The following is a 19,181-nucleotide window of genomic DNA, read 5'->3' on the forward strand; positions in this document are numbered from 1 at the left end:
CCAGCCCGACCCAGACCCCGAAACCGGGCGGCAATTGTGCCATTTCACGGTCCGGAACGGCTCACAACTTGCCAAAAGACGCGGCGAATTCCAGCACTTCACGGGCCAGCCGGTGCTTGTCCCCCGCTGTCTTCATCAGCGTGGCGGTCAGGTGCGTGGCGACGCCGATTTCCGGCGCCAGATGCGCTTCGGACTGGTCGAGCACGAAGCCGTCGATGATGCCTTCGTAGAAGCGGGCAATGGTCGCGGACGACGGTTCCAGCTGCAACTCGCCCATGATTTTGCTGGTCGGGCCCTTCACCGCCAGGCCGTTGACCAGCGGCGAGACCGCGATCACCGGCGCTCTGGCCTCCACCAACAACTCGCGCCACGCGGGCATTTCCAGGAACGGCGCGATGCTCAGCCAGGGATTCGACGGACAGATGACGATGGTCCGCAGCGCCGGATCTTCCGCCACCTGCCGAAGGATAGGCACGAGCTGCGCGTCGGCCGCGCCCGCATAAGCGAGGCCCTTCACCACCGGCTCACAGCGTCGCGCGACGAAATAGTGCTGAAAATCCAGCGTCCCTTCGTCGGTGATCACCATGGTTCGCACCAGATCGTTCGACATTGGCACCACCCGGCTCAGGATGCCGAAGTGACGCGCGAAGTCGGTGGTGATGTTGGACAGCTTTTCGCCAGCATTCAGACGACGCGTGCGCTCGATATGGACCGCCAGGTCCTTGTCGCCGAGCCGGAACCAGCTCTCGCCGCCGAGCCGCTCTATTTCCGCCATGAAATGCCAGCTCTCGTTGGCGCGCCCCCAGCCCAGCTCGGGGTTCGCCAGGTCGGCGAGCGTGTAGAGCATGGTGTCGATGTCGGGCGAGATCGACAGGCCCAGATGCTCGAAATCGTCGCCGGTGTTGACCGCGACGGTCAGCTCGCCCGGCGGCAGCACATGCTGTAAACCCACGGCGAGCTTGGCCCCGCCGATGCCTCCTGACAGCGCCAGTACCTGAGTCATCGGAACAGATCCTGATCCTTGGACCGGAGCAACGCCGCCGCGTTACGTTCAGTCGCCGTCCATTGCAGTCCTCGTGCGATTACCACTGGAGTTCCCTCGCTTGCTTCACCCATGACCAACGCGGCGCCGGCGGCGACGGCGTCGGCCAAGCCGACCTCCGTCATTTCCAGCACGCGACCCTCCCGGTCATATTCGCCGCGACGGTCGATAATGGATGGCAGTCCGGCCGCTCCGATGGCGACATTGACGACGCCGTTGCGCCAGGCCCGGCCAAAACTGTCGCTGATCAGCACCGCCACCGGTACTTGCCAACGCGCCATCAGCTCGCTCCGCAAACGTTCAGCGGAAGCGTCCGGATCCTGAGGCAGCAATAACACTCGATCCCGGGCGGCGCCGGGAACGTTCGATCGATCGACGCCGGCATTGGCCATCACATGACCGAGCCGGTGACGAACGATGAGCACATTGGGCACGGCTCGCATCACTTCCTGTGACTCCGACAGCACGACTTCGACGAGCTTCGCATCCTTGCGCGTCTGCGCTGCCAATTCCAACGCGCGAGCCGACGGCGTGATCGTGCGCAAGTCGACGGTGCGGCCTTCGGCTTTGGAAACAATCTTCTGTGCAACGACGATCACATCGAACGGCGCGGGCACCAGGCCCGCACCCTCGACAGCCGTGGCGATCGTCTGCGACAGATCCCGACCCGCCTCGATTTCGGGCAACCCCGGCAAGGCGGTGAAGACAACGGATTTCACGCGATGAATCAGCGGCCCGTGAATTGCGGAGCGCGCTTCTCGAAGAACGCTTGCACGCCTTCGTCGAAATCCTGGCTGTCGATGCAGCCCCGTTGAATCTCACCTTCCTCGCGGATCGCACCAGCGAGATCCAATGCGTGCGCGCGACGAAGCAGCTGCTTCGTGCCCGCCACCGCCAGCGGCGGAGCGTCGGCCAGTTTCTCCGCGAGCGCGATGGCCTGATCGAGCAACTCCGCATCAGGCACAACTCGATTCGCCAGGCCCAGCTCGACACAGCGTGCCGCAGGAATGCGATCGCCTATCAGCGCCAGTTCAAAGGCGAGCCGAGTACCGACGCGCTCCGCGAATTGCCACGTGAGACCGCCATCGGGCACCAGTCCGATTTTCGCAAACGGCAATTGCACGAATGCTTTCTCGCCCATCACCAACATGTCGCACGCGAGCGCGTAGCCCGCGCCGATGCCGCTGGCGAAACCATTGACCGCGCCGATGACCGGCTTCGGCAACTGGGCGATGGCAAGAATGCCGGGCGCGAATTCCTCATCGATCATCGCCTGCACTTTCGCCCCCACGCGCGGCAAGCTGCCGAGATCGGCGCCAGCGCTGAAGCCGCGCCCCGCACCGGTCAGGACCACGGCGCGAATGTGTTCGGCGGCCGCGATCTTTTTGAAGGCATCGATCAGGCCGACACGCATCTCATGCGTGAACGTGTTCAGCGCATCGGGACGATTCCACGTCACAAGCGCCACCCGGCCGCGCTCTTCGTACAGGACTTCGCTCATAGCTCTCCCCTTCAACAGCACGGCAGGATGGCGCGAACCCGTGCGTCGTGCAACAGGATGACGGCTAAGGTTTAGGGGTATTGCCTATTTCGAACGGGGATCGCGGACTTCGGGCTGGGACGGAACGCCCGCGCGCACGCGCGCCACTATGTCGCACATCCAGTCGTGCAGATTGCGACGTAATGTTTCCGCACCGACAGTGTCTCCATGCACGACAGTGGCGAATGCGCGCCCCTTCAGGTGACCAATACACGGGCGTGACGATCATCACTTCATGCGCCGCGACCCAGCGCGGATAGATTTCGTTCATCCAATCGTCGATCCGGCCGAGCGAATGATTGGGATAGCACGAGCACGGCCAATGGCACAACGGCAGCGCCGTCGACACACAGGCCTTGCACGGATAAATGGCGGGTCGCGCCACTGCTCAGCAATATCCGAGTCGGGCCCTTCGCGTCTTCGTGCGAGCGCTGCGCTTTGCGAATCTCAGCGCGCGCCTGCAACCATTGTTCGGATAGCTGATATTCCGGATTCTCGAACTCGGGCCCGGCGGCGCGAGTGCGAGGAGCCTTACGGCCTTCGTGATACGCCTGCCACGCGATGTCCGCCAAGGCGTCGATGTCTTTCGAGCCCTCGAACGCAAGATCGTAACAGCGCTGACGGAAACGGTCGCGGAAGGTGTGCTGGTCGATCTGCGCCGACACGCCGAGTCTTCTCGGCTCCGGCACAACGGGTTCTTTGCAATCATCGGCTTCCTGCAGAAGAATCATCCCGACAGCCTGCCAAGAAATTCGCGCATCGCTGGAGAGCGACAGCGCCAACGAAAGAACGCTCGACGCCCCGATCGAGCGCGCCGCCGTCAACTCTTGATTGGCACCCACACTTCGAGACCGCCCTGCCCGGTCTTCCCATCGAACTCGGGGCCGTACACTTCGAGCGGCGGCGCATCGGCCGCTTCGTGGCCCGACTCCGGCGATGCCGGCGAGCAGTAACGCCTTCTTGTTCGAAATGCGGCGGCTCGAGCTTGGGAAGATGCTGATTGGTCATGGCGAGGGCTCCACGATGGCGCCCGCGCCTCGCATGATGGATCTTGCGGTCAGCGCGCCGGCGCCTTGGTCAGTGCCTGGTCCAGGATACCGCCGTCGGCAAAGTGAGTCTTGATGATGTTGTCCCAGCCGCCGAACACTTCCTCGACCGTCACCAGTTTGATCTCCGGGAACTGCGCGGCATATTTCTTCGAGACGTTGGCATCGCGGACGCGGTTGTAGTGTCGGGCAATGATGTCCTGGCCGGCCGGGCTGTAGAGATACTTCAGATAAGCAGTCGCGGCTTCGCGCGTCTTCTTGCGATCCACGACCTTGTCGACCACCGCGACCGGAAAATCGGCGCGCAGGCTCATGGACGGAACCACTTCCTGCAAATTGCTCTTGCCGTACTCGCGACGGATGGCGGTGATTTCGCTCTCGAAAGTGACCAGCACATCGCCGATATTGCGTTCGATGAACGTCGTCGTCGCGCCGCGTCCACCCGTGTCGAACACCGGCACATTCGCCAGCAAGCGGGCCACGAAATCCTTGGCCTTCGCTGCATCACCTTTGTTCTGCGCCAGCGCGTAAGCATACGCGGCGAGATAGGTGTAACGGCCATTGCCCGACGTCTTGGGATTCGGAAACACCACTTGAATGCCGGGCCTGGCGAGGTCGCTCCAGTCCTTCACCTGCTTGGGATTGCCCTGGCGCACCATCAACACCGGCAGCGAATAGAACGGCGATGCATTGTTCGGCAGCCGCTGCCGCCAGTCGGCACCGACCAGACCGGCCTTGTGGAGCAGATCGATGTCGGTGGCCTGATTGAACGTCACCACGTCGGCGGGCAAGCCGTCGGCCACCGAGCGGGCCTGCTTGGAAGAGCCGCCATGGGACTGACGGATCTTGAAGGTCTGGCCGGTCTGCTTTTTCCATTCAGCAACGAAGGCGGGATTCACATCCTCGAACAGCTCGCGCGCCACGTCGTAGGAGGCATTGAGCAGTTCCTGCGAAAACGCGGCGGGGGCCAGCAGCAATCCGGCCAGCGCCAGCCAGGGGCGAACGTTCCTACGCACTGCCATCGATCCTGAATGAGGGGGCAGCGATTCTGCAGGGAGCGCGCCGGCTGTGTCAGTAACGACGCGGTGATAAGGAAGTTATCGGCAGTTATGAGAGCAACGAGGCGGCGTCGCTGTCGACGCCGCCTCTCGGGCCGAATGGCCCCATCACGACTACTGATTCGGCGGCGGCGGCGTGGTGCCTTCAGCCGGCGGCGGAGTCGTGGTGGCATCCGGCGGCGGCGGCGTTTCGGACGGCGTCGGGCTCGGAGCCGGTTCAGCCGGGCTCGGTGCTGGCGTCGTCATCGGCGCGCTATCGGCCGGCGGCGAGGTCATGTCGGAGTTGTCGTTCTTTTTAGCGCAACCAGCCGCGAACACCACGGCGGTCACAGCGAGCAAAGTAAAGACACGCATGTCTCATCCTCCAGAATGTTTCCGATGATCGGCGTCCCCTACTAAGCGGTTTGCCTTCGGGATGGTTCCAAAACCGTCCGCGGCTCGATGAATGTCAATGTTTCGTCAACACAAGTTCATGCGTCGACCAAGGCCGTCTCTCTATAATGCGCAGCAAATACCAACCTGCGAACAAAGGAACTGACTCAATGCCCGCGTCCGCCCGCGCCATGGTTCACGCCTTCCTGGAGCGCGAGTTCATCCGGCAGGTGGAATTTCTTGCCGAGTTGGTGCGCGTGCCCAGTGACAATCCTCCCGGCGACTGCTCGCCTGCCGCGGAGCGCGCGCACGAATTGCTGGAAGGTCTGCTCGATCTGGAAGTCGAAATGGACGTCGTGCCCGAGGCGGTCGCTAAGGCGAATGGAATGATCTCCGCGACCAACCTGATCGTGCGCCGGCGTTTTGGCCGTGGCGGCGCGACCATCGCGCTCAATGCGCACGGTGATGTAGTGCCACCGGGCCAGGGCTGGACCCGCGATCCTTACGGCGCGGAGATCATCGACGATCCCGATCACGGGCTGGTGATGTTTGGTCGCGGCGTTGCGGTGAGTAAATCCGACTTCGCGACTTATACATGGGCCCTGCTCGCTCTGATTGAACTGGAGAAGCACGGCGTGCCGCTCAACGGCGTGGTCGAGCTGCACTTCACCTACGACGAGGAAGTCGGCGGCAATCTCGGGCCGAAGCGTCTCTTGCAACAGCATCTCAGCACGCCGAGCCTGGCGATCTGCGCCGGCTTCTCTTACGCGGTCACCAGCGCGCACAACGGCTGTTTGCACCTGGAAATCGTGGTGAATGGCAAGTCGGGTCACGCGGCGATTCCCGCCACGGGCGTCGACGCGCTCGAAGCGGCGACCGATATTCTCAACGTGCTCTATTCACAGCGAGCCGAGCTGTCGCAAAAGCAATCGAAGGTGCGCGGCATCGAGACGCCGACGCTGACCATCGGGCTCATCCAGGGCGGCATCAATACGAATGTCGTGCCCGACCGCGTCACGCTTCGCCTGGATCGCCGCACGATCCCGGAAGAGTCGGCCGAGGAGGCGGAATCACAGCTACGTGCGTTGATCGAAAGCGCGGTCGCGCAGCGTCCTGGCATCACTGTGGAAATCAAACGCGTCATGCTGGCGGAGCCGCTGCTCGAACTGCCCGACGCCGCGCGCATGATCATCGCCCTGCGTACGCACGCGGAAGAAGAGTTTGGCGTCGCCATCCCAGTGCAAGGTGTGCCGCTCTACACGGATGCGCGACACTATTCCTCAGCCGGCATTCCCACCGTGCTCTACGGCGCTGGCCCTAAAACGCTGCAGGATGCGAACGGTCACGGCGCGGACGAATGTTTGCGTCTCGACGATTTGAGAAAAGCGACCGCGGTGATCGCACTGACGCTCGCGGACTTGATGAAGGGCCACTAAGCCCTGGTTCGCGCCGTCGGCAAAAAGAAATCTTCGCCGACCGGCTTGTTCGCCAGGATCTCTTCACGCGTCAGTCCCTGCACTTCGTGCGGGAACACCAGCCACTGATCCGTCTCGCGAATGTAATAGTCGGGTCGCAACGAGCTGGTGTTCCGCGTGGGCTTGTAATAGACGGTCGCGATCCTCACCTGGTCCGGCATGTTGCGTCGACAGCGACGCTGCAACTCCGCGACCACGGCTTCGAGACTGCGCCCCGAATCGAACACGTCATCGATCACCAACAACTGGTCCTCGAAGCTCAACTGCGACACCAGGTAGTCGATCGCATGCACGCGCACTGTCTTCGATTGCCGGTCGATGCCTTGGTACGAGGAGGTGCGGATCGCGATGTGATCGCACTCGATGCCATTGAACTCCAGCACCTCCTGCACCGAGATGCCGATCGGCGCCCCGCCGCGCCACACGCCCACCAGGAACGACGGCCGGAAGCCGCTGCGGACGATCTGAACCCCCAGCGCCAGTGAGTCCCGCAACAGGGAATCCGCCGAAATATAGGTTTTTTCCATCGCCGCATCATACACGCGGGAGCCAACTCGCTTACACTGTCGACCTGATTCCGTAGACGAGGTTGACAGCATGAACTGGCTCGAACGCGACGCCGCCGCCGTATGGCATGGCTTTACCCAGATGGATTGCTATGTGGCCAACAGCCCGGTGATCGTGGAACGCGGCGAGGGCCGCGAATTGATCGATGTCGACGGGCGCCGGTACCTGGACGCGATCTCCTCGCTGTGGGTCACCACGCTGGGCCATCGCGTGCCGGAGCTCGACCAGGCATTGCGCGAGCAGCTGGATCGTGTCGCTCACTCCACCATGCTGGGCAATGGCAATCGGATCGCCATCGAGTTCGCCGAAGCGCTCGCGCGTGTCGTGCCGGTCGATCGCGCACACACTTTGTTCGCCTCAGACGGCGCGGCCGCCGTCGAGCAGGCGTTGAAGATCGCGTTCCAATACTGGACCAACAAAGGCGAGCAAGGACGTACGACGTATCTCGCATTCGGCGACGGCTATCACGGCGACACCATCGGCTCGCTGTCGTTGGGCGGCGGCGGCTTCGGCACGGAAATTTTCGATCCGCTGCGCTTCCCCGTGATCCGTGCTCCCGCATTCACGGAGCCCGGCGCTCTGCATAAGGCCGCGCAACTGGTTCGCGAACATCACCGCAAGCTCGCGGCGGTTGTGGTCGAGCCTCTGGTCCAAGGCGCGGCCGGCATGTCGATCGCGCCGGCGGCCGATTTCGCCGAGCTCGGCAAGGCCTGTCACGAAACCGGTGTGCTATTGATCTGCGACGAAGTCGCGACCGGCTTCGGCCGCACCGGCACGCTGTTCGCGTCCGAGCAATGCGGCTTGCGACCCGACTTGATGTGTTTGGGCAAAGGCATAACCGGAGGTTATCTGCCGATGTCGGCGACGGTCGCCTCACAGCGCGTATTCGCTGCATTCCTCGGCCCCGACTTGAGCGAGAAGACGCTGTATCACGGTCACTCGTACGGCGGCAACGCGCTCGCCGCGGCCGTCGCGCTCAAACACTTACAGATGGTTACGTCGTTGCCCGTCCTTGACAACGTCCGCGAGCGCTCGTCACAGCTGCGCGCTGAGCTCGAGACGCGCATTCGGCCCTTCAAGCGCGTCAAGGACATTCGCTTGCAGGGTTTGATGGGCGCGGTCGAGCTGGATACCAGCGGCGATCCCAAATTCGCGCGCCGGGTTTGTGCCGCAATGGTCAAACGCGGGGTGCTGTCGCGTTCCATGGGCCCCGTTGTGACAATCGTTCCGCCGCTGACCATTACCGCAGAGGAGATCGAGCGCATCGTCGTGGCACTCGCCGCCGCGCTGGAGGAAACAGCGTGAGCAACTGGAATACCTGGGCGGAGCGCGAGCTGGCCGGGCTGCGCGCCATCAACAGATACCGCGAGACGGTGCCGTTCGATGGGGACGGCCCGGAGGGCAAACTGAGAGATCGTCGGCTTGTTTCTTTTGCGTCCAACGATTATTTAGGCCTCGCTTCGCACCCGCAGGTCAAGCTCGCTGCCATTGCAGCGATCGAACGCTTTGGCACGGGTGCAATGGCCTCACGCCTGATCGTCGGGACCCGCAGCTTGCACGTCGAATTGGAATCTTTACTCGCCGAGTGGAACCTTACGGAGCGCGCACTCGTGTTCCCTTCTGGATACGCGGCGAATCTTGGCGTGCTCACCACCTTGGGCGAAACGGACGTGACGCTGTTCAGCGACGAACTCAATCACGCGTCGATTATCGATGGCTGTCGTCTGGCCAAAGCTCGCTCTTTGATTTACCGTCACCTGGATCTGCAGCACCTGCAGACCTTGCTTGGACAGACTCCAGGTCGGAAAATCGTGGTGACTGAATCGGTGTTCTCCATGGACGGCGACACTGCGCCCCTGCCCGCGCTCGCACAGTTGTGCAGCGAGCACGGGGCGTTGCTCATATTGGATGAAGCGCATGCCGCGCTCGGCCCGAAGCTCGCGCCGACTCGTGATTTAGAGGTATTGCACGTCGGCACCCTGTCGAAGACGCTGGGCTCGCTGGGCGGCTTCGTCGCCGGCTCCAGCCGCCTGATCGAGCTGCTGGTCAATCGCGCCCGGAGTTTTATCTTCACCACCGGCCTGTCACCCGCCGACACGGCGGCCGCGGCCGCGGCGGTGCGGATTTGTCGCAGCCAGGAAGGCGATCATTTGCGAGCGCGTTTGCGACATCTCATCGATATGATCCGGCCCGGCCATCCGTCGGCCATTGTGCCCATCGTGCTCGGCGAGGATGCGGCCGCGCTGGCCGCGGCAGCCGAGTTGCGAGAAAGCGGCATTCACGTGCCGGCAATTCGCCCACCGACGGTGCCGAAAGGAACTGCACGCCTGCGCGTCGCGCTGTCCGCATCGCATACCGAAGCGATGGTCAGGAACCTGCAAGCCGCGCTGGGCAAACTTGACTTTGTTAATTCGAACTACGCCAAAGACGCATGACTGAGACTGACTCCAGACCTTCCCTATTGATTGGTGTGATCGGGACGAGCACGGAAGTGGGAAAGACCTGGGTAACCGCCCAACTCCTCGCCACGCTGAAACTGCGGGGCACGCGAGTTGCCGCACGCAAGCCGGTGCAATCGTATGGTCCGGACGAAATCGACACCGATGCCGCTCGGCTCGCGGGCGCGAGTGGCGAGGAAGTAATCGACATCTGTCCGGCACACCGCTGGTATCCGATCGCGCTGGCGCCGCCGATGGCGGCTCACGCACTGGGGCGAGGCCCGGTGTGGCTGTCGGAGATCATCGAGGAGATCCGCTGGCCCGCGGATGTGGACATCGGTTTCGTCGAGACTGTCGGCGGCGTGCGCTCGCCGCTGGCCTGCGATGGCGACAGCCTCGATTTATTGAATCGCCTGGGGGTGGACCGGCTGTTGCTCGTGGCCGATGCGGAGCTCGGCACCATCAATGCCGTGCGCCTCACCCTCGCCGCGGTGGGCCCCACTCCCACCGTCGTCTATTTGAATCGCTTCGATCCGGACAACCGGCTGCACCAGCTGAATCGAAACTGGCTGGTCGAGCAGGACAAGCTCACCGTGATCACCGACGTGCATTCGCTGGCGCGCGCCATCGAAGACGTCTGCGAAGCGGCCTGACGATCACAGCTCGGCGCGAACGCCGACGCCAGCCTCGCGAGCGCGCCGATAAATGGCATGGGCCGCGGCCAGATCCTGAGCCGCGATGCCCAACGACTTATAAACCGTCACCTCGAACTCATCGGTGCGCCCCGGCACGGTGCCATTGAGCACTTCGCCGATTTCGCCACGAATGTGCCTGGCGGCATTCGTGCCCATCGCTCCCAACAACTCGCCCGCCTGAGCCAGCGCCGAGCCGCGGAAGTCGACGAAGAAACTGCTTCGCAAGACCAACGCATCGTCGACTTCACGCGCGGCGGCGGAGCTCGCGCCGACCAGATTCACGTGCGCGCCTTGTGCGATCCATGCGCCCTCGACGATCGGCTCGCGTGCGCTGGTGGTCGTGCAAACCAGATCGGCGCCCAGCAATGCATCGCGAATGGTTGCGTAGACTTCGATACGAGGCATGCCCGGCGCCAGCTCGCGGTCGGCGAACGCGTACGCCTTTTCTTTCGAGCGGCCCCAGACCCGCACCGAACGCAGCTTGCGAACCAGACTGATCGCATGCAGATGCGCGGCTGCCTGTTCGCCGGTACCAATGATCGCGAGATCGCAGGCATCGTCGGCGGCCAATGCCTTGGTCGCCACCGCTGTCGCCGCCGCAGTTCGCAAGCCAGTGATCGATGCGGCATCGATGATGGCGAGCGGCACGCCTTCGTGCGCCTCGAACAACACCACCACGCCCATGTGAGACGACAGGCCTCGTTGCGCGTTGGCGGGATAAACGGCGATCACTTTCGCGCCGATGCTGGCGGGCTCGTCGAGATAGCCCGGCATCACCGCCAGAATGTTCTGAGTGCCCGGCGGCACGCACCCGATGCGCAAGGGCAACTGAGCCCCGCCGCGCGAGACTTCCCGCATGGCGCTTTCGACGATGGGAATGCAGTCCTGCATCGGCAACAACCGACGTACGTCGGCGCCGCTGATGACCAGCACGGGGGTGGAGGCTGTATGACTCATTTGTTGTATTCGCGAGAGACCGGAAACGTCACGCTGTATTCACGCAATCCAGCCACGAGTAACGCCAGGCCCTCGGCGAGCTCCTGATGTGATTGGCCATATCCCACTCTGATATGACCGGGCGCGCCGAAGAATTCACCCGGGGCCAGCGCCAGCCGTGAGCGGTCCCACATCCAGGAAGCGAAACGACGCGTATCGCCGACATGAGTCAGACGAGGAAAATACATGCAACCGTAATCGGGCACGGCGCCCGTGATCAGACCTTCGGTTTGCAACTGCGAGACTGTTTCCAACAGCAAAGGTCGATTGCGCGCCAGCACCGAGCGCCAATGCGATTCATACCCGATCGGCTGCTCGAGGATCAGCGCCGCGATGCCATGCGTGAATTTGGAAGATCCCGACTCGAACTCGGCATACACCGGCCGCAAGCGCTGCAATTTGCTTTCAGCCGCAATCATCCAGCCGCATTTCAAACCATGCAGGCCATAGACCTTGGTCAGGCTGTTGACGCTGATGAAACAGGGATCGAGCTGCGCCGCAGGTGCGGGACGCACACTCGCCGGCAGGAAATCGCCGTACACCTCGTCGATCAGCACCGTCACTTCCTGTTTGTTCGCAACCCGAGCGATGTCACGCAGCGTCGCTTCATCGAAGTAAGCGCCGCTCGGATTGTGAGCATTGCTCAGGACGATGAGCTCGGTGTTCGGCTGAATCAGCGCCGCCAGCTGGTCGATATCGACACCGAAGTCCGGCGCCACGCGCGGCAGAAAGCTGATGCTCGCGCCGCGACTCTTGGCGAAGCGCGGCAGCAACTCGAAGTAAGGCCGTTCGATGATGACGTGCGCACCGGGCTTCAGGAACGCGGTGTACACGTGCCAGATCGCGGAGGTGCAGCCCGTCGTGGCCAGGATGCTGCGTTCGTCGACGCCGTAGCGCCTGGCGATCGCACCGATGAGCAGCGGGCTGCCCCAGCCGAACGTGCTCCGAAAAGGAGAAGGCCGCCCTGATTCGAAGGCACAGCGGGCCTGTGCATATAACAGCGACGTCGGCTCCTGCATGGTGCTGTCGAACAGCAGCCAGCCACGCTCGCCCGACGACAGCAGCGCCGACAGCTCGCGATACCAACCGACGTAGTCGGGGTTGGCGAACACGGCGCTGGCGGAAGCTCGCGGCATGGCCGATCCGGCGTCCGGACCGGAAGCTGATTCGTTCCCTGGCGGGCCGTCCGGCCGCGCCGATTCCTCTTGCAAGACCTGTCTCCGCACGCAAGCCCGGGTTCATTGTCCGATCGCCCCCGGGGCATTTCTTTTCGTTGTGCTCCACCGGGGCGCCCCGGCAGGGATTGTTCATGCACGCCCCGCCCGTTCCTCTGCCGACCTATGCACCCCGGGCGTCGGCTCGACACCGACAAGGGCAAGAAATTGCTCCGCTCGCCAAACCGGCGGTCAGGATCAGGAGAAACAATAAGACGGTGCGCCTCAAGGGCTCCATGCTCCGGAAAATGGCAGACGTCGCGAACATCCTATGCGGCGGCGGCGGGTATTTCTTTTCATTCCACGCGCAGTCACCCCCAGGTGAAGCATGCGTTATACTCCAGCGAGCCTGCTCGGAACATAAGCTATGCCATCCGAACTCGACACCATCGATTTGAAGATCCTCAATCTGATGCAGCAGGACGCATCGCTGTCGACCGCGGAACTGGCCGAACGAGTCGGCCTGTCGCAGTCGCCCTGCTGGCGCCGCATCCAGCGCATGCGTGAGGAGGGTTACATCAAGTCGCAGGTGGTCATCGTCGACCGCCTCAAGCTCGGCTATCACATGCAGATGTTCGCGCAGGTCAAGATGACGCGGCTCAGCGAGTCCGAGCGCGCCGACTTCGTGCGCCAGATCCAGGGCATCCCGGAAATCCTCGAGTGCTACACGGTGTTTGGCGAAATGGACGTGATGCTGAAAGTCATCGCGCCCGACGTGATGTGGTATCAGGAGTTCATCTTCTCCACGCTGCTGAAGCTGCCCGGCGTGGTGGACGTGCGCTCCATCGTCACGCTCGTCGAAATGAAGAGCACGACGGCGGTGCCGCTCAAGACCAGGAAGCCTCGATGAGCCTCACCCGCAAAGCCCGTCGGTCGCTGTGTTCAATGATATGAATGATATTGACCGGCTGCTGGAAGTGCTGCCGAAGAAGCCGAACTGAAGAGGCCTCGGTGGCTCGCAGCGCCATAGAGTTCGCCCGCTCCCGGAGAGCCAAGCTGCAATTGAAAGCTTTTCTCCTTCTGAAAAGGAAAAGAACTTTTATTTAAAATTTGAATCCCCCTCCCGTTCACGGAAGGGGGCCAGAGGGTGGGTCTTCAGCTCAAAGTATTAAAGCTTCGCCGGGTCCGCATCCAGAATCGACGCCGCACCCTGCTTCACGACGCGCACCAACGTCTGCGCCTCCGGCAACAAATTCGCCGCATAGAACCGCGCGATCTGTTGCTTGGCCGTAAAGAACTCCGGATCTTCCGACGCCTGACGAACCGAAAGGTCGTGCGCCTTGGCCGTGAGCCAGCCACCGATCGCGACGCCGCCCAGCATCAAGTACGGCACGCAAATCGCCAACGCCCCTTCCGGATCCTTCAGCACCGCCGCCGTCGCTTCCTTCAACGCCGCGACACCTTCCAGCGCCGCTGCCTTGCTCGCGACGACACCGGCATCGCTCGACGAAATCTTCTCGAGCTCCGCCTGCATGTCAGCGATCAGCGCATTCATGGCGGCGCCATTGTCGCGACCGACCTTGCGGCCGACCAGATCGCCCGCCTGAATACCCGTGGTGCCTTCGTAAATCGGCGCGATGCGCGAGTCGCGCAGGGTCTGAGCGGCGCCGGTTTCTTCGATGAAGCCCATGCCACCGTGGACCTGCACACCCAGCGACGCCATCGTCACACCGAGCTCGGTCGACCAGGCCTTCACGATCGGAATCAGCAACTCACCGCGGGACTGCGCCTTCGTCTTCTCATCGCCCTCCGGCAGATGCTTGCCCAGATCGAGCTGCATCGCTGCGTACAGCGCCACTGCCCGGGCAGCATCCGTATAGGCCTTCTGAGTAAGCAGCATGCGCTTCACGTCGGGGTGATACGCGATCGGCGCCGTCTTCGAGCCTTCCGGCACATTCCGAGCCTTCGGCTTGCCCTGAACGCGAGTACGCGCATATTCGAGCGACTGCTGGTACGAGCGCTCGGCGAGCGCGTAGCCTTCCAGGCCGACGGACAAACGCGCGGCGTTCATCATGATGAACATATATTCGAGGCCGCGATTCTCTTCGCCGACCAGGTAACCCACCGCGCCTTCCTTGTCGCCATACGACAGTACGCAAGTCGGGCTGCCGTGAATGCCGAGCTTGTGCTCGATGGAAACAGTGCGCACGTCGTTGCGGGCACCGAGGCTGCCGTCGTCGTTGACCAGCACCTTCGGCACGATGAACAACGAGATGCCACGCACACCGGCCGGCGCGCCTTCGATGCGAGCGAGCACCATGTGAATGATGTTCGACGTGTAGTCGTGATCGCCGTAGGTGATGAAGATCTTCTGACCGTAGACCCGATAGCGATCGCCCTCACGCGCGGCGCGCGTGCGAATGGCGGCGAGATCCGAACCGGCCTGGGGCTCGGTCAGGTTCATGGTGCCGGTCCATTCGCCGCTGATCATCTTCGGCAGGTACTTTTCTTTCTGTGCCTGCGAGCCGCACTGATTGATGGCTTCCACCGCGCCCTGCGTAAGCATGGGGCAGAGCTTGAACGCCAGATTCGACGAGGCCCACAGTTCCTCCACCGCCGTGCCCAGCATGATGGGCGCGCCCTGGCCGCCGAACTCCGCCTCGGCGCGCAGCTGCGTCCAGCCGCCTTCGACGAACTTGGCATAAGCCGCCTTGAACTCGGCCGGCATACGCACGCCTTGCTCGGTCCACTTCGCACCGACTCGGTCGCCGATGCGATTGATCGGATCCAGCACCCCTTCCGCGAACCGCGCCGCCTCGTCCAGCACCGCGTCGGCAAACTCGGTGGAATAGTCAGGCAGGTCGGACAGTCCGACCAAACGTTGGTCGCCGACCAGCTGATGGATCGCGAAGCGCAGTTCTTTGAGAGGTGCTTTGTACATGGAAGTCAGTGTCTTAGCTGATCGGGTTACATGCTGCGCCGATACTGCCCGCCGACTTCGTACAGCGCGCGGGAGATCTGGCCCAGGGAACAAACTTTAACCGCGTTCATCAGCTCGGCAAAGACATTCCCGCCGGAGGTGGCCGCATTTTGCAATTTACGCAGAGCATCGACGCTATGCGCCGCGTTGCGCTGCTGGAAGGACTTCACGGCCGCGACCTGGAAATCCTTCTCTTCGTCGGTGGATCGGATCAACGCCACGCCCTTGGCCGCCTCATCCGCATCGGTGCTGGAAAGGAAGGTGTTCACACCGATCAGCGGCAGCGAGCCGTCATGCTTGCGCTTCTCGTAGTACATGCTCTCTTCCTGAATCTTGCCGCGCTGATACATCGTCTCCATGGCGCCCAGCACGCCGCCGCGCTCGGACAGCGATTCGAATTCCTTATACACGGCCTCTTCCACCAGATCGGTGAGCTGCTCGAGGAAGAACGAGCCCTGCCACGGATTCTGGTTGTTATTCAGGCCCAGCTCCTTGTTGATGATGAGCTGGATGGCCACCGCGCGACGCACGCTCTCTTCCGTCGGCGTCGTGAGCGCTTCGTCGTAAGCGTTCGTGTGCAGCGAGTTGCAGTTGTCGAACAGCGCGTACATCGCCTGCAGCGTGGTACGAATGTCGTTGAACTGTATCTCCTGCGCGTGCAACGAGCGGCCCGACGTCTGAACGTGATACTTCAACATCTGGCTGCGCGGACCGGCCCCATACAGATCGCGCATGGCGCGAGCCCAAATGCGACGGGCAACGCGGCCGATCACCGCGTACTCCGGGTCCATGCCGTTGGAGAAGAAGAACGACAGGTTCGGCGCGAAGTCGTCGATCTTCATGCCGCGAGCCAGGTAGTACTCGACGATGGTGAAGCCGTTCGACAGCGTGAACGCCAGCTGGCTGATCGGATTCGCGCCCGCCTCGGCGATGTGATAGCCGGAAATGGACACGGAATAGAAGTTCCGCACCTTGTTGTCGATGAAGAACTGCTGCACGTCGCCCATCATGCGCAGCGCGAACTCGGTGGAGAAGATGCAGGTGTTCTGCGCCTGATCTTCCTTGAGGATGTCGGCCTGCACCGTGCCGCGGACGAGTGACATTGCCTCGGCCTTCAGCTTCGCGTGCTCTTCAGCGCTCAACACGCCGGGAACAATCAGCTGATCGCTGGTGAGACCCAGCAGTGCGATACCGGAGCCATCGTGACCTTGCGGCAGGTCGCCATTGTAGATGGCGGGGTGGTCGCCCTTCAGCTCGGCAATGCGCTTCTCAGCCGCTTGCCAACGCCCTTGCTTGCGCAGGAAACGTTCGACGCGCTGATCGATGGCCGTGTTCATGAACATGGCGAGCAGCATCGGCGCCGGGCCATTGATGGTCATGGAAACGGACGTGGTCGGCGCGCACAGATCGAAGCCGGAATACAGCTTCTTCATATCGTCGAGCGTCGCAATCGACACGCCCGAGTTACCGGTGCGGCCATAGATGTCCGGACGCGTGTCCGGATCTTCACCGTACAGGGTCGTCGAATCGAACGCCGTCGAGAGACGCGTCGCGCCGTGACCGCCGGCGAGATAGTGGAAGCGACGGTTGGTACGCTCCGGCCCGCCCTCGCCCGCGAACATGCGAATCGGATCTTCTTCCTCGCGGCGATACGGATACACGCCACCGGTGTACGGATAGCTGCCCGGCAGGTTCTCGGACAGGATGAACTGCAGCGTTTCGCCCCAGTCCTTGAAGCGCGGCACGGCGATCTTCGGCATCGGATTGCCGCTCAACGACGTGACGTAATTGTCGCCAGTCACGTTCTTGTCGCGCACCTTGTACGAATACTTCTCGTCGGTGACGCCCTTGACCCGCTGCGGCCAGCGCTTCAGCTCGCCGACACCCTCGGCGCCAACTTCATCGAGCGCTTTGTTATATGCGGCGCGCAGCTCGCGACGAGTCGCGTCGATGGATTGATCGTTGAGATCCGCCTCGGGGAATCGATCCAGCGGCCCCGGCAGACGCGCGTCATGCAAAGCCCGCAACGTCTCATACACGCCGGACGCACGCCGAGCCGCATCGACCATGCCATCGATATTCGAGCGGACCTTGCGGCCCGCGCCCGCGATCTCGGCGAGGTAGCGGCTGCGTGTGCCCGGAATCAGCGGATCGCGCGACACGAACTTGATCGGCCCCACATCGCCCGGCGACCACTGCCGGTCCTGCAACTCCGGCCGCCGCTCGTTGACTAGCTGGCACAGCCGCGAGAACAGATGATTGACGCCAGGATCGTTGAAGCGGCTGGCGATGGTCGGAAACACCGGCAATTCTTCGTCCGGCAGACGCGCCCGATCGGGATGATTGCGACGCCACTGCTTGCGCACGTCACGCAAGGCATCTTCGGCGCCGCGCTTCTCGAACTTGTTGAGCACCACCACGTCGGCGAAATCCAGCATGTCGATCTTTTCGAGCTGGCTGGCCGCGCCGTATTCGCTGGTCATCACATAGGCCGACACATCGACCATGTCCGCGATCTCGGTGTCGGACTGACCGATACCGGCGGTCTCGACGATGATCAGATCGAACTGCGCGAGTCGCAGCAGGCCGATGACATCCTTCAGTACCGCGCTGGTCGCGAGGTTCTGGCGACGAGTCGCGAGCGAGCGCATGAACACGTTCGGCGCGGCGAGCGAATTCATGCGAATGCGGTCGCCCAGCAACGCGCCACCGGAACGACGACGCGTCGGATCCATCGCCACGACCGCGATGTTTCGATCCGGAAAGTGACGCACGAAGCGCTGGAGCAACTCGTCGTTGAGACTGGATTTACCGGCACCGCCCGTGCCCGTCAGACCGATGACCGGCGCGCCACCCTGCACCTTCGCAATCGCCTTGCGGATCTCCTGACCGGCCGCGTCCTCGGCGCTGGTGCCTTCCAGCAGAGAGATGGCCTGCGCCAGATGATGATGATCGCGCGGGTCCAAGGAGGCGCCGGCACCGAACGCATAGTTCGGCTTGGCGGAAGCGGCGACGCGCTTGAACACGTCGTCGATCATTCCATCCAGGCCCATGCGGCGGCCGTCTTCGGGCGTATAGATCTTTTCGACACCGTGCTTTTCCAGCGCCGCGACTTCATGCGGAGCAATCGTGCCGCCCCCGCCGACGATGACCCGAATGTGATCGACGCCCTGTTCGCGCAGCATGTCGACCATGTAGGCGAAATATTCGTTGTGTCCACCCTGGTAGGACGACACGGCGATGCCGTCCGCGTCCTCCTGAATCGCCGCACGCACGATGTCGGCCACGCTGCGGTTATGACCGAGGTGCACCACCTCCGCGCCATGCGCTTGCAGGAGGCGGCGGATCATGTTGATCGCGGCATCGTGACCGTCAAACAACGACGCGGCGCTGACGAAACGCAGCGGGTGCGCCTCGGGGCGGGTCGCCCGGTTGTCGGCACGGAAAGGCAGGACAGCGGCTGTATTCATGGTCGCCTCGGGGCGAAGCTGGGCATTTCGGGGCAGAGTAGAGTCAGGGAACATCTGTTCAATGGTCACTTCCGTCGACCTTCGCTCGACGAAGCATTTCAACCAGTTGCAACCTTACGAAACCGGGGAGTCGATCAATCAACGCTTCCCTAGACTCTAATTTACCCGCGAGTATATTTAGCCCGACCCCGCCGGGTCAATCAGGCCCACGGCCCGGCCAGCCTCAGGCTATGATTCAAGGCCTTACCCAAGTCAGGAGCAGCTCCCCGGTGGCAGGTCGACAGGCGCGCAAGAACTCTCCGCAACGGGCCGCGGGCCCGGCCCTCTGGGCTTCGGTCGGCGCGCGGG

Annotated in this window: 15 protein-coding genes and 2 pseudogenes; 5 read left to right on the top strand and 12 right to left on the bottom strand. The window is 62.7% G+C overall.

Features of this window, described 5'->3' with window-relative positions; all coding sequences use genetic code 11:
- Positions 1–61: 61 nt before the first annotated feature.
- The 7 genes and pseudogenes from cofD to EKO19_RS05200 all read right to left on the bottom strand — a co-directional run bounded on the left by cofD (position 62) and on the right by EKO19_RS05200 (position 5,040).
- Complete coding sequence (gene cofD / locus EKO19_RS05170) at positions 62–1,003, bottom strand: 2-phospho-L-lactate transferase (protein ID WP_129775304.1); 942 nt, start codon at positions 1,001–1,003, stop codon at positions 62–64.
- The gene (gene cofE / locus EKO19_RS05175) at positions 1,000–1,761 is read right to left on the bottom strand and encodes a coenzyme F420-0:L-glutamate ligase (RefSeq protein WP_129775305.1); all 762 of its coding nucleotides are present in this window, start codon (positions 1,759–1,761) and stop codon (positions 1,000–1,002) included. Before cofE ends, cofD begins: the two co-directional genes overlap by 4 nt.
- A gap of 8 nt (positions 1,762–1,769) precedes the next feature.
- Entirely contained in the window at positions 1,770–2,543 is a 774-nt protein-coding gene (locus EKO19_RS05180) for an enoyl-CoA hydratase/isomerase family protein (protein ID WP_129775306.1), read from the bottom strand.
- Positions 2,544–2,696: 153 nt separating this feature from the next.
- Positions 2,697–3,235, bottom strand: a pseudogene (locus tag EKO19_RS05185) (hypothetical protein); the annotation flags it as partial.
- Between the two features lie 167 nt (positions 3,236–3,402).
- Positions 3,403–3,516 (bottom strand): annotated as a pseudogene (locus EKO19_RS39750) (AraC family transcriptional regulator); the annotation flags it as partial.
- 123 nt (positions 3,517–3,639) lie between these two features.
- The gene (locus tag EKO19_RS05195) at positions 3,640–4,650 is read right to left on the bottom strand and encodes a sulfate ABC transporter substrate-binding protein (RefSeq protein ID WP_129775307.1); all 1,011 of its coding nucleotides are present in this window, start codon (positions 4,648–4,650) and stop codon (positions 3,640–3,642) included.
- Between the two features lie 150 nt (positions 4,651–4,800).
- Complete coding sequence (locus EKO19_RS05200) at positions 4,801–5,040, bottom strand: hypothetical protein (protein ID WP_129775308.1); 240 nt, start codon at positions 5,038–5,040, stop codon at positions 4,801–4,803.
- 188 nt (positions 5,041–5,228) lie between these two features.
- On the opposite strand from EKO19_RS05200, the gene EKO19_RS05205 reads away from it, so the two are divergent.
- The gene (locus EKO19_RS05205) at positions 5,229–6,494 is read left to right on the top strand and encodes a M20/M25/M40 family metallo-hydrolase (RefSeq protein ID WP_129775309.1); all 1,266 of its coding nucleotides are present in this window, start codon (positions 5,229–5,231) and stop codon (positions 6,492–6,494) included.
- On the opposite strand, the gene EKO19_RS05210 is transcribed toward EKO19_RS05205, so the two are convergent.
- Positions 6,491–7,060: a phosphoribosyltransferase gene (locus tag EKO19_RS05210; RefSeq protein ID WP_129775310.1), complete on the bottom strand. Its 570-nt coding sequence runs from the start codon at positions 7,058–7,060 to the stop codon at positions 6,491–6,493. The genes EKO19_RS05205 and EKO19_RS05210 overlap by 4 nt on opposite strands.
- 70 nt (positions 7,061–7,130) lie before the next feature.
- Here EKO19_RS05210 and bioA point away from each other — a divergent pair, with 70 nt between their 5' ends.
- From bioA to bioD, 3 genes are read left to right on the top strand one after another with little or no spacing between them, the layout of a single operon-like run.
- The gene (gene bioA / locus EKO19_RS05215) at positions 7,131–8,405 is read left to right on the top strand and encodes an adenosylmethionine--8-amino-7-oxononanoate transaminase (RefSeq protein ID WP_129775311.1); all 1,275 of its coding nucleotides are present in this window, start codon (positions 7,131–7,133) and stop codon (positions 8,403–8,405) included.
- Positions 8,402–9,535, top strand: coding sequence for an aminotransferase class I/II-fold pyridoxal phosphate-dependent enzyme (locus tag EKO19_RS05220; RefSeq protein WP_129775312.1), 1,134 nt, complete (start codon positions 8,402–8,404; stop codon positions 9,533–9,535). The genes bioA and EKO19_RS05220 overlap by 4 nt, the downstream gene beginning before the upstream one ends.
- Positions 9,532–10,191, top strand: a complete 660-nt coding sequence (gene bioD, locus EKO19_RS05225; protein WP_129775313.1) for an ATP-dependent dethiobiotin synthetase BioD — start codon at positions 9,532–9,534, stop codon at positions 10,189–10,191. The genes EKO19_RS05220 and bioD overlap by 4 nt, the downstream gene beginning before the upstream one ends.
- Before the next feature lie 3 nt (positions 10,192–10,194).
- Here bioD and EKO19_RS05230 read toward each other — a convergent pair whose 3' ends face one another.
- Positions 10,195–11,190 (bottom strand): ornithine cyclodeaminase family protein, encoded by a 996-nt coding sequence (locus EKO19_RS05230; RefSeq protein ID WP_217705125.1) that lies wholly within the window; start codon positions 11,188–11,190, stop codon positions 10,195–10,197.
- Positions 11,187–12,365, bottom strand: a complete 1,179-nt coding sequence (locus tag EKO19_RS05235) for a pyridoxal phosphate-dependent aminotransferase (protein WP_129775314.1) — start codon at positions 12,363–12,365, stop codon at positions 11,187–11,189. Before EKO19_RS05235 ends, EKO19_RS05230 begins: the two co-directional genes overlap by 4 nt.
- 445 nt (positions 12,366–12,810) lie before the next feature.
- Here EKO19_RS05235 and EKO19_RS05240 point away from each other — a divergent pair, with 445 nt between their 5' ends.
- Complete coding sequence (locus EKO19_RS05240) at positions 12,811–13,293, top strand: Lrp/AsnC family transcriptional regulator (RefSeq protein ID WP_129775315.1); 483 nt, start codon at positions 12,811–12,813, stop codon at positions 13,291–13,293.
- 258 nt (positions 13,294–13,551) lie between these two features.
- On the opposite strand, the gene EKO19_RS05245 is transcribed toward EKO19_RS05240, so the two are convergent.
- Positions 13,552–15,324: an acyl-CoA dehydrogenase gene (locus EKO19_RS05245; protein ID WP_129775316.1), complete on the bottom strand. Its 1,773-nt coding sequence runs from the start codon at positions 15,322–15,324 to the stop codon at positions 13,552–13,554.
- Between the two features lie 26 nt (positions 15,325–15,350).
- Complete coding sequence (locus EKO19_RS05250) at positions 15,351–18,833, bottom strand: methylmalonyl-CoA mutase family protein (RefSeq protein WP_129775317.1); 3,483 nt, start codon at positions 18,831–18,833, stop codon at positions 15,351–15,353.
- Positions 18,834–19,181: the final 348 nt, after the last annotated feature.

The sequence above is a fragment of the Peristeroidobacter soli genome, from assembly GCF_004138485.1.
Taxonomy (GTDB): Bacteria; Pseudomonadota; Gammaproteobacteria; order Steroidobacterales; family Steroidobacteraceae; genus Steroidobacter; species Steroidobacter soli.

Excerpts from the sequence above, each read along its gene's own strand:
- EKO19_RS05200 (WP_129775308.1), bottom strand. The coding sequence starts at position 5,040 with ATGCGTGTCTTTACTTTGCTCGCTGTGACCGCCGTGGTGTTCGCGGCT.
- EKO19_RS05235 (WP_129775314.1), bottom strand. The coding sequence starts at position 12,365 with ATGCCGCGAGCTTCCGCCAGCGCCGTGTTCGCCAACCCCGACTACGTC.
- EKO19_RS05245 (WP_129775316.1), bottom strand. The coding sequence starts at position 15,324 with ATGTACAAAGCACCTCTCAAAGAACTGCGCTTCGCGATCCATCAGCTG.
- bioA (WP_129775311.1), top strand. The coding sequence starts at position 7,131 with ATGAACTGGCTCGAACGCGACGCCGCCGCCGTATGGCATGGCTTTACC.
- EKO19_RS05210 (WP_129775310.1), bottom strand. The coding sequence starts at position 7,060 with ATGGAAAAAACCTATATTTCGGCGGATTCCCTGTTGCGGGACTCACTG.
- EKO19_RS05180 (WP_129775306.1), bottom strand. The coding sequence starts at position 2,543 with ATGAGCGAAGTCCTGTACGAAGAGCGCGGCCGGGTGGCGCTTGTGACG.
- bioD (WP_129775313.1), top strand. The coding sequence starts at position 9,532 with ATGACTGAGACTGACTCCAGACCTTCCCTATTGATTGGTGTGATCGGG.
- EKO19_RS05205 (WP_129775309.1), top strand. The coding sequence starts at position 5,229 with ATGCCCGCGTCCGCCCGCGCCATGGTTCACGCCTTCCTGGAGCGCGAG.
- cofD (WP_129775304.1), bottom strand. The coding sequence starts at position 1,003 with ATGACTCAGGTACTGGCGCTGTCAGGAGGCATCGGCGGGGCCAAGCTC.
- EKO19_RS05230 (WP_217705125.1), bottom strand. The coding sequence starts at position 11,190 with ATGAGTCATACAGCCTCCACCCCCGTGCTGGTCATCAGCGGCGCCGAC.
- EKO19_RS05195 (WP_129775307.1), bottom strand. The coding sequence starts at position 4,650 with ATGGCAGTGCGTAGGAACGTTCGCCCCTGGCTGGCGCTGGCCGGATTG.
- EKO19_RS05250 (WP_129775317.1), bottom strand. The coding sequence starts at position 18,833 with ATGAATACAGCCGCTGTCCTGCCTTTCCGTGCCGACAACCGGGCGACC.
- EKO19_RS05240 (WP_129775315.1), top strand. The coding sequence starts at position 12,811 with ATGCCATCCGAACTCGACACCATCGATTTGAAGATCCTCAATCTGATG.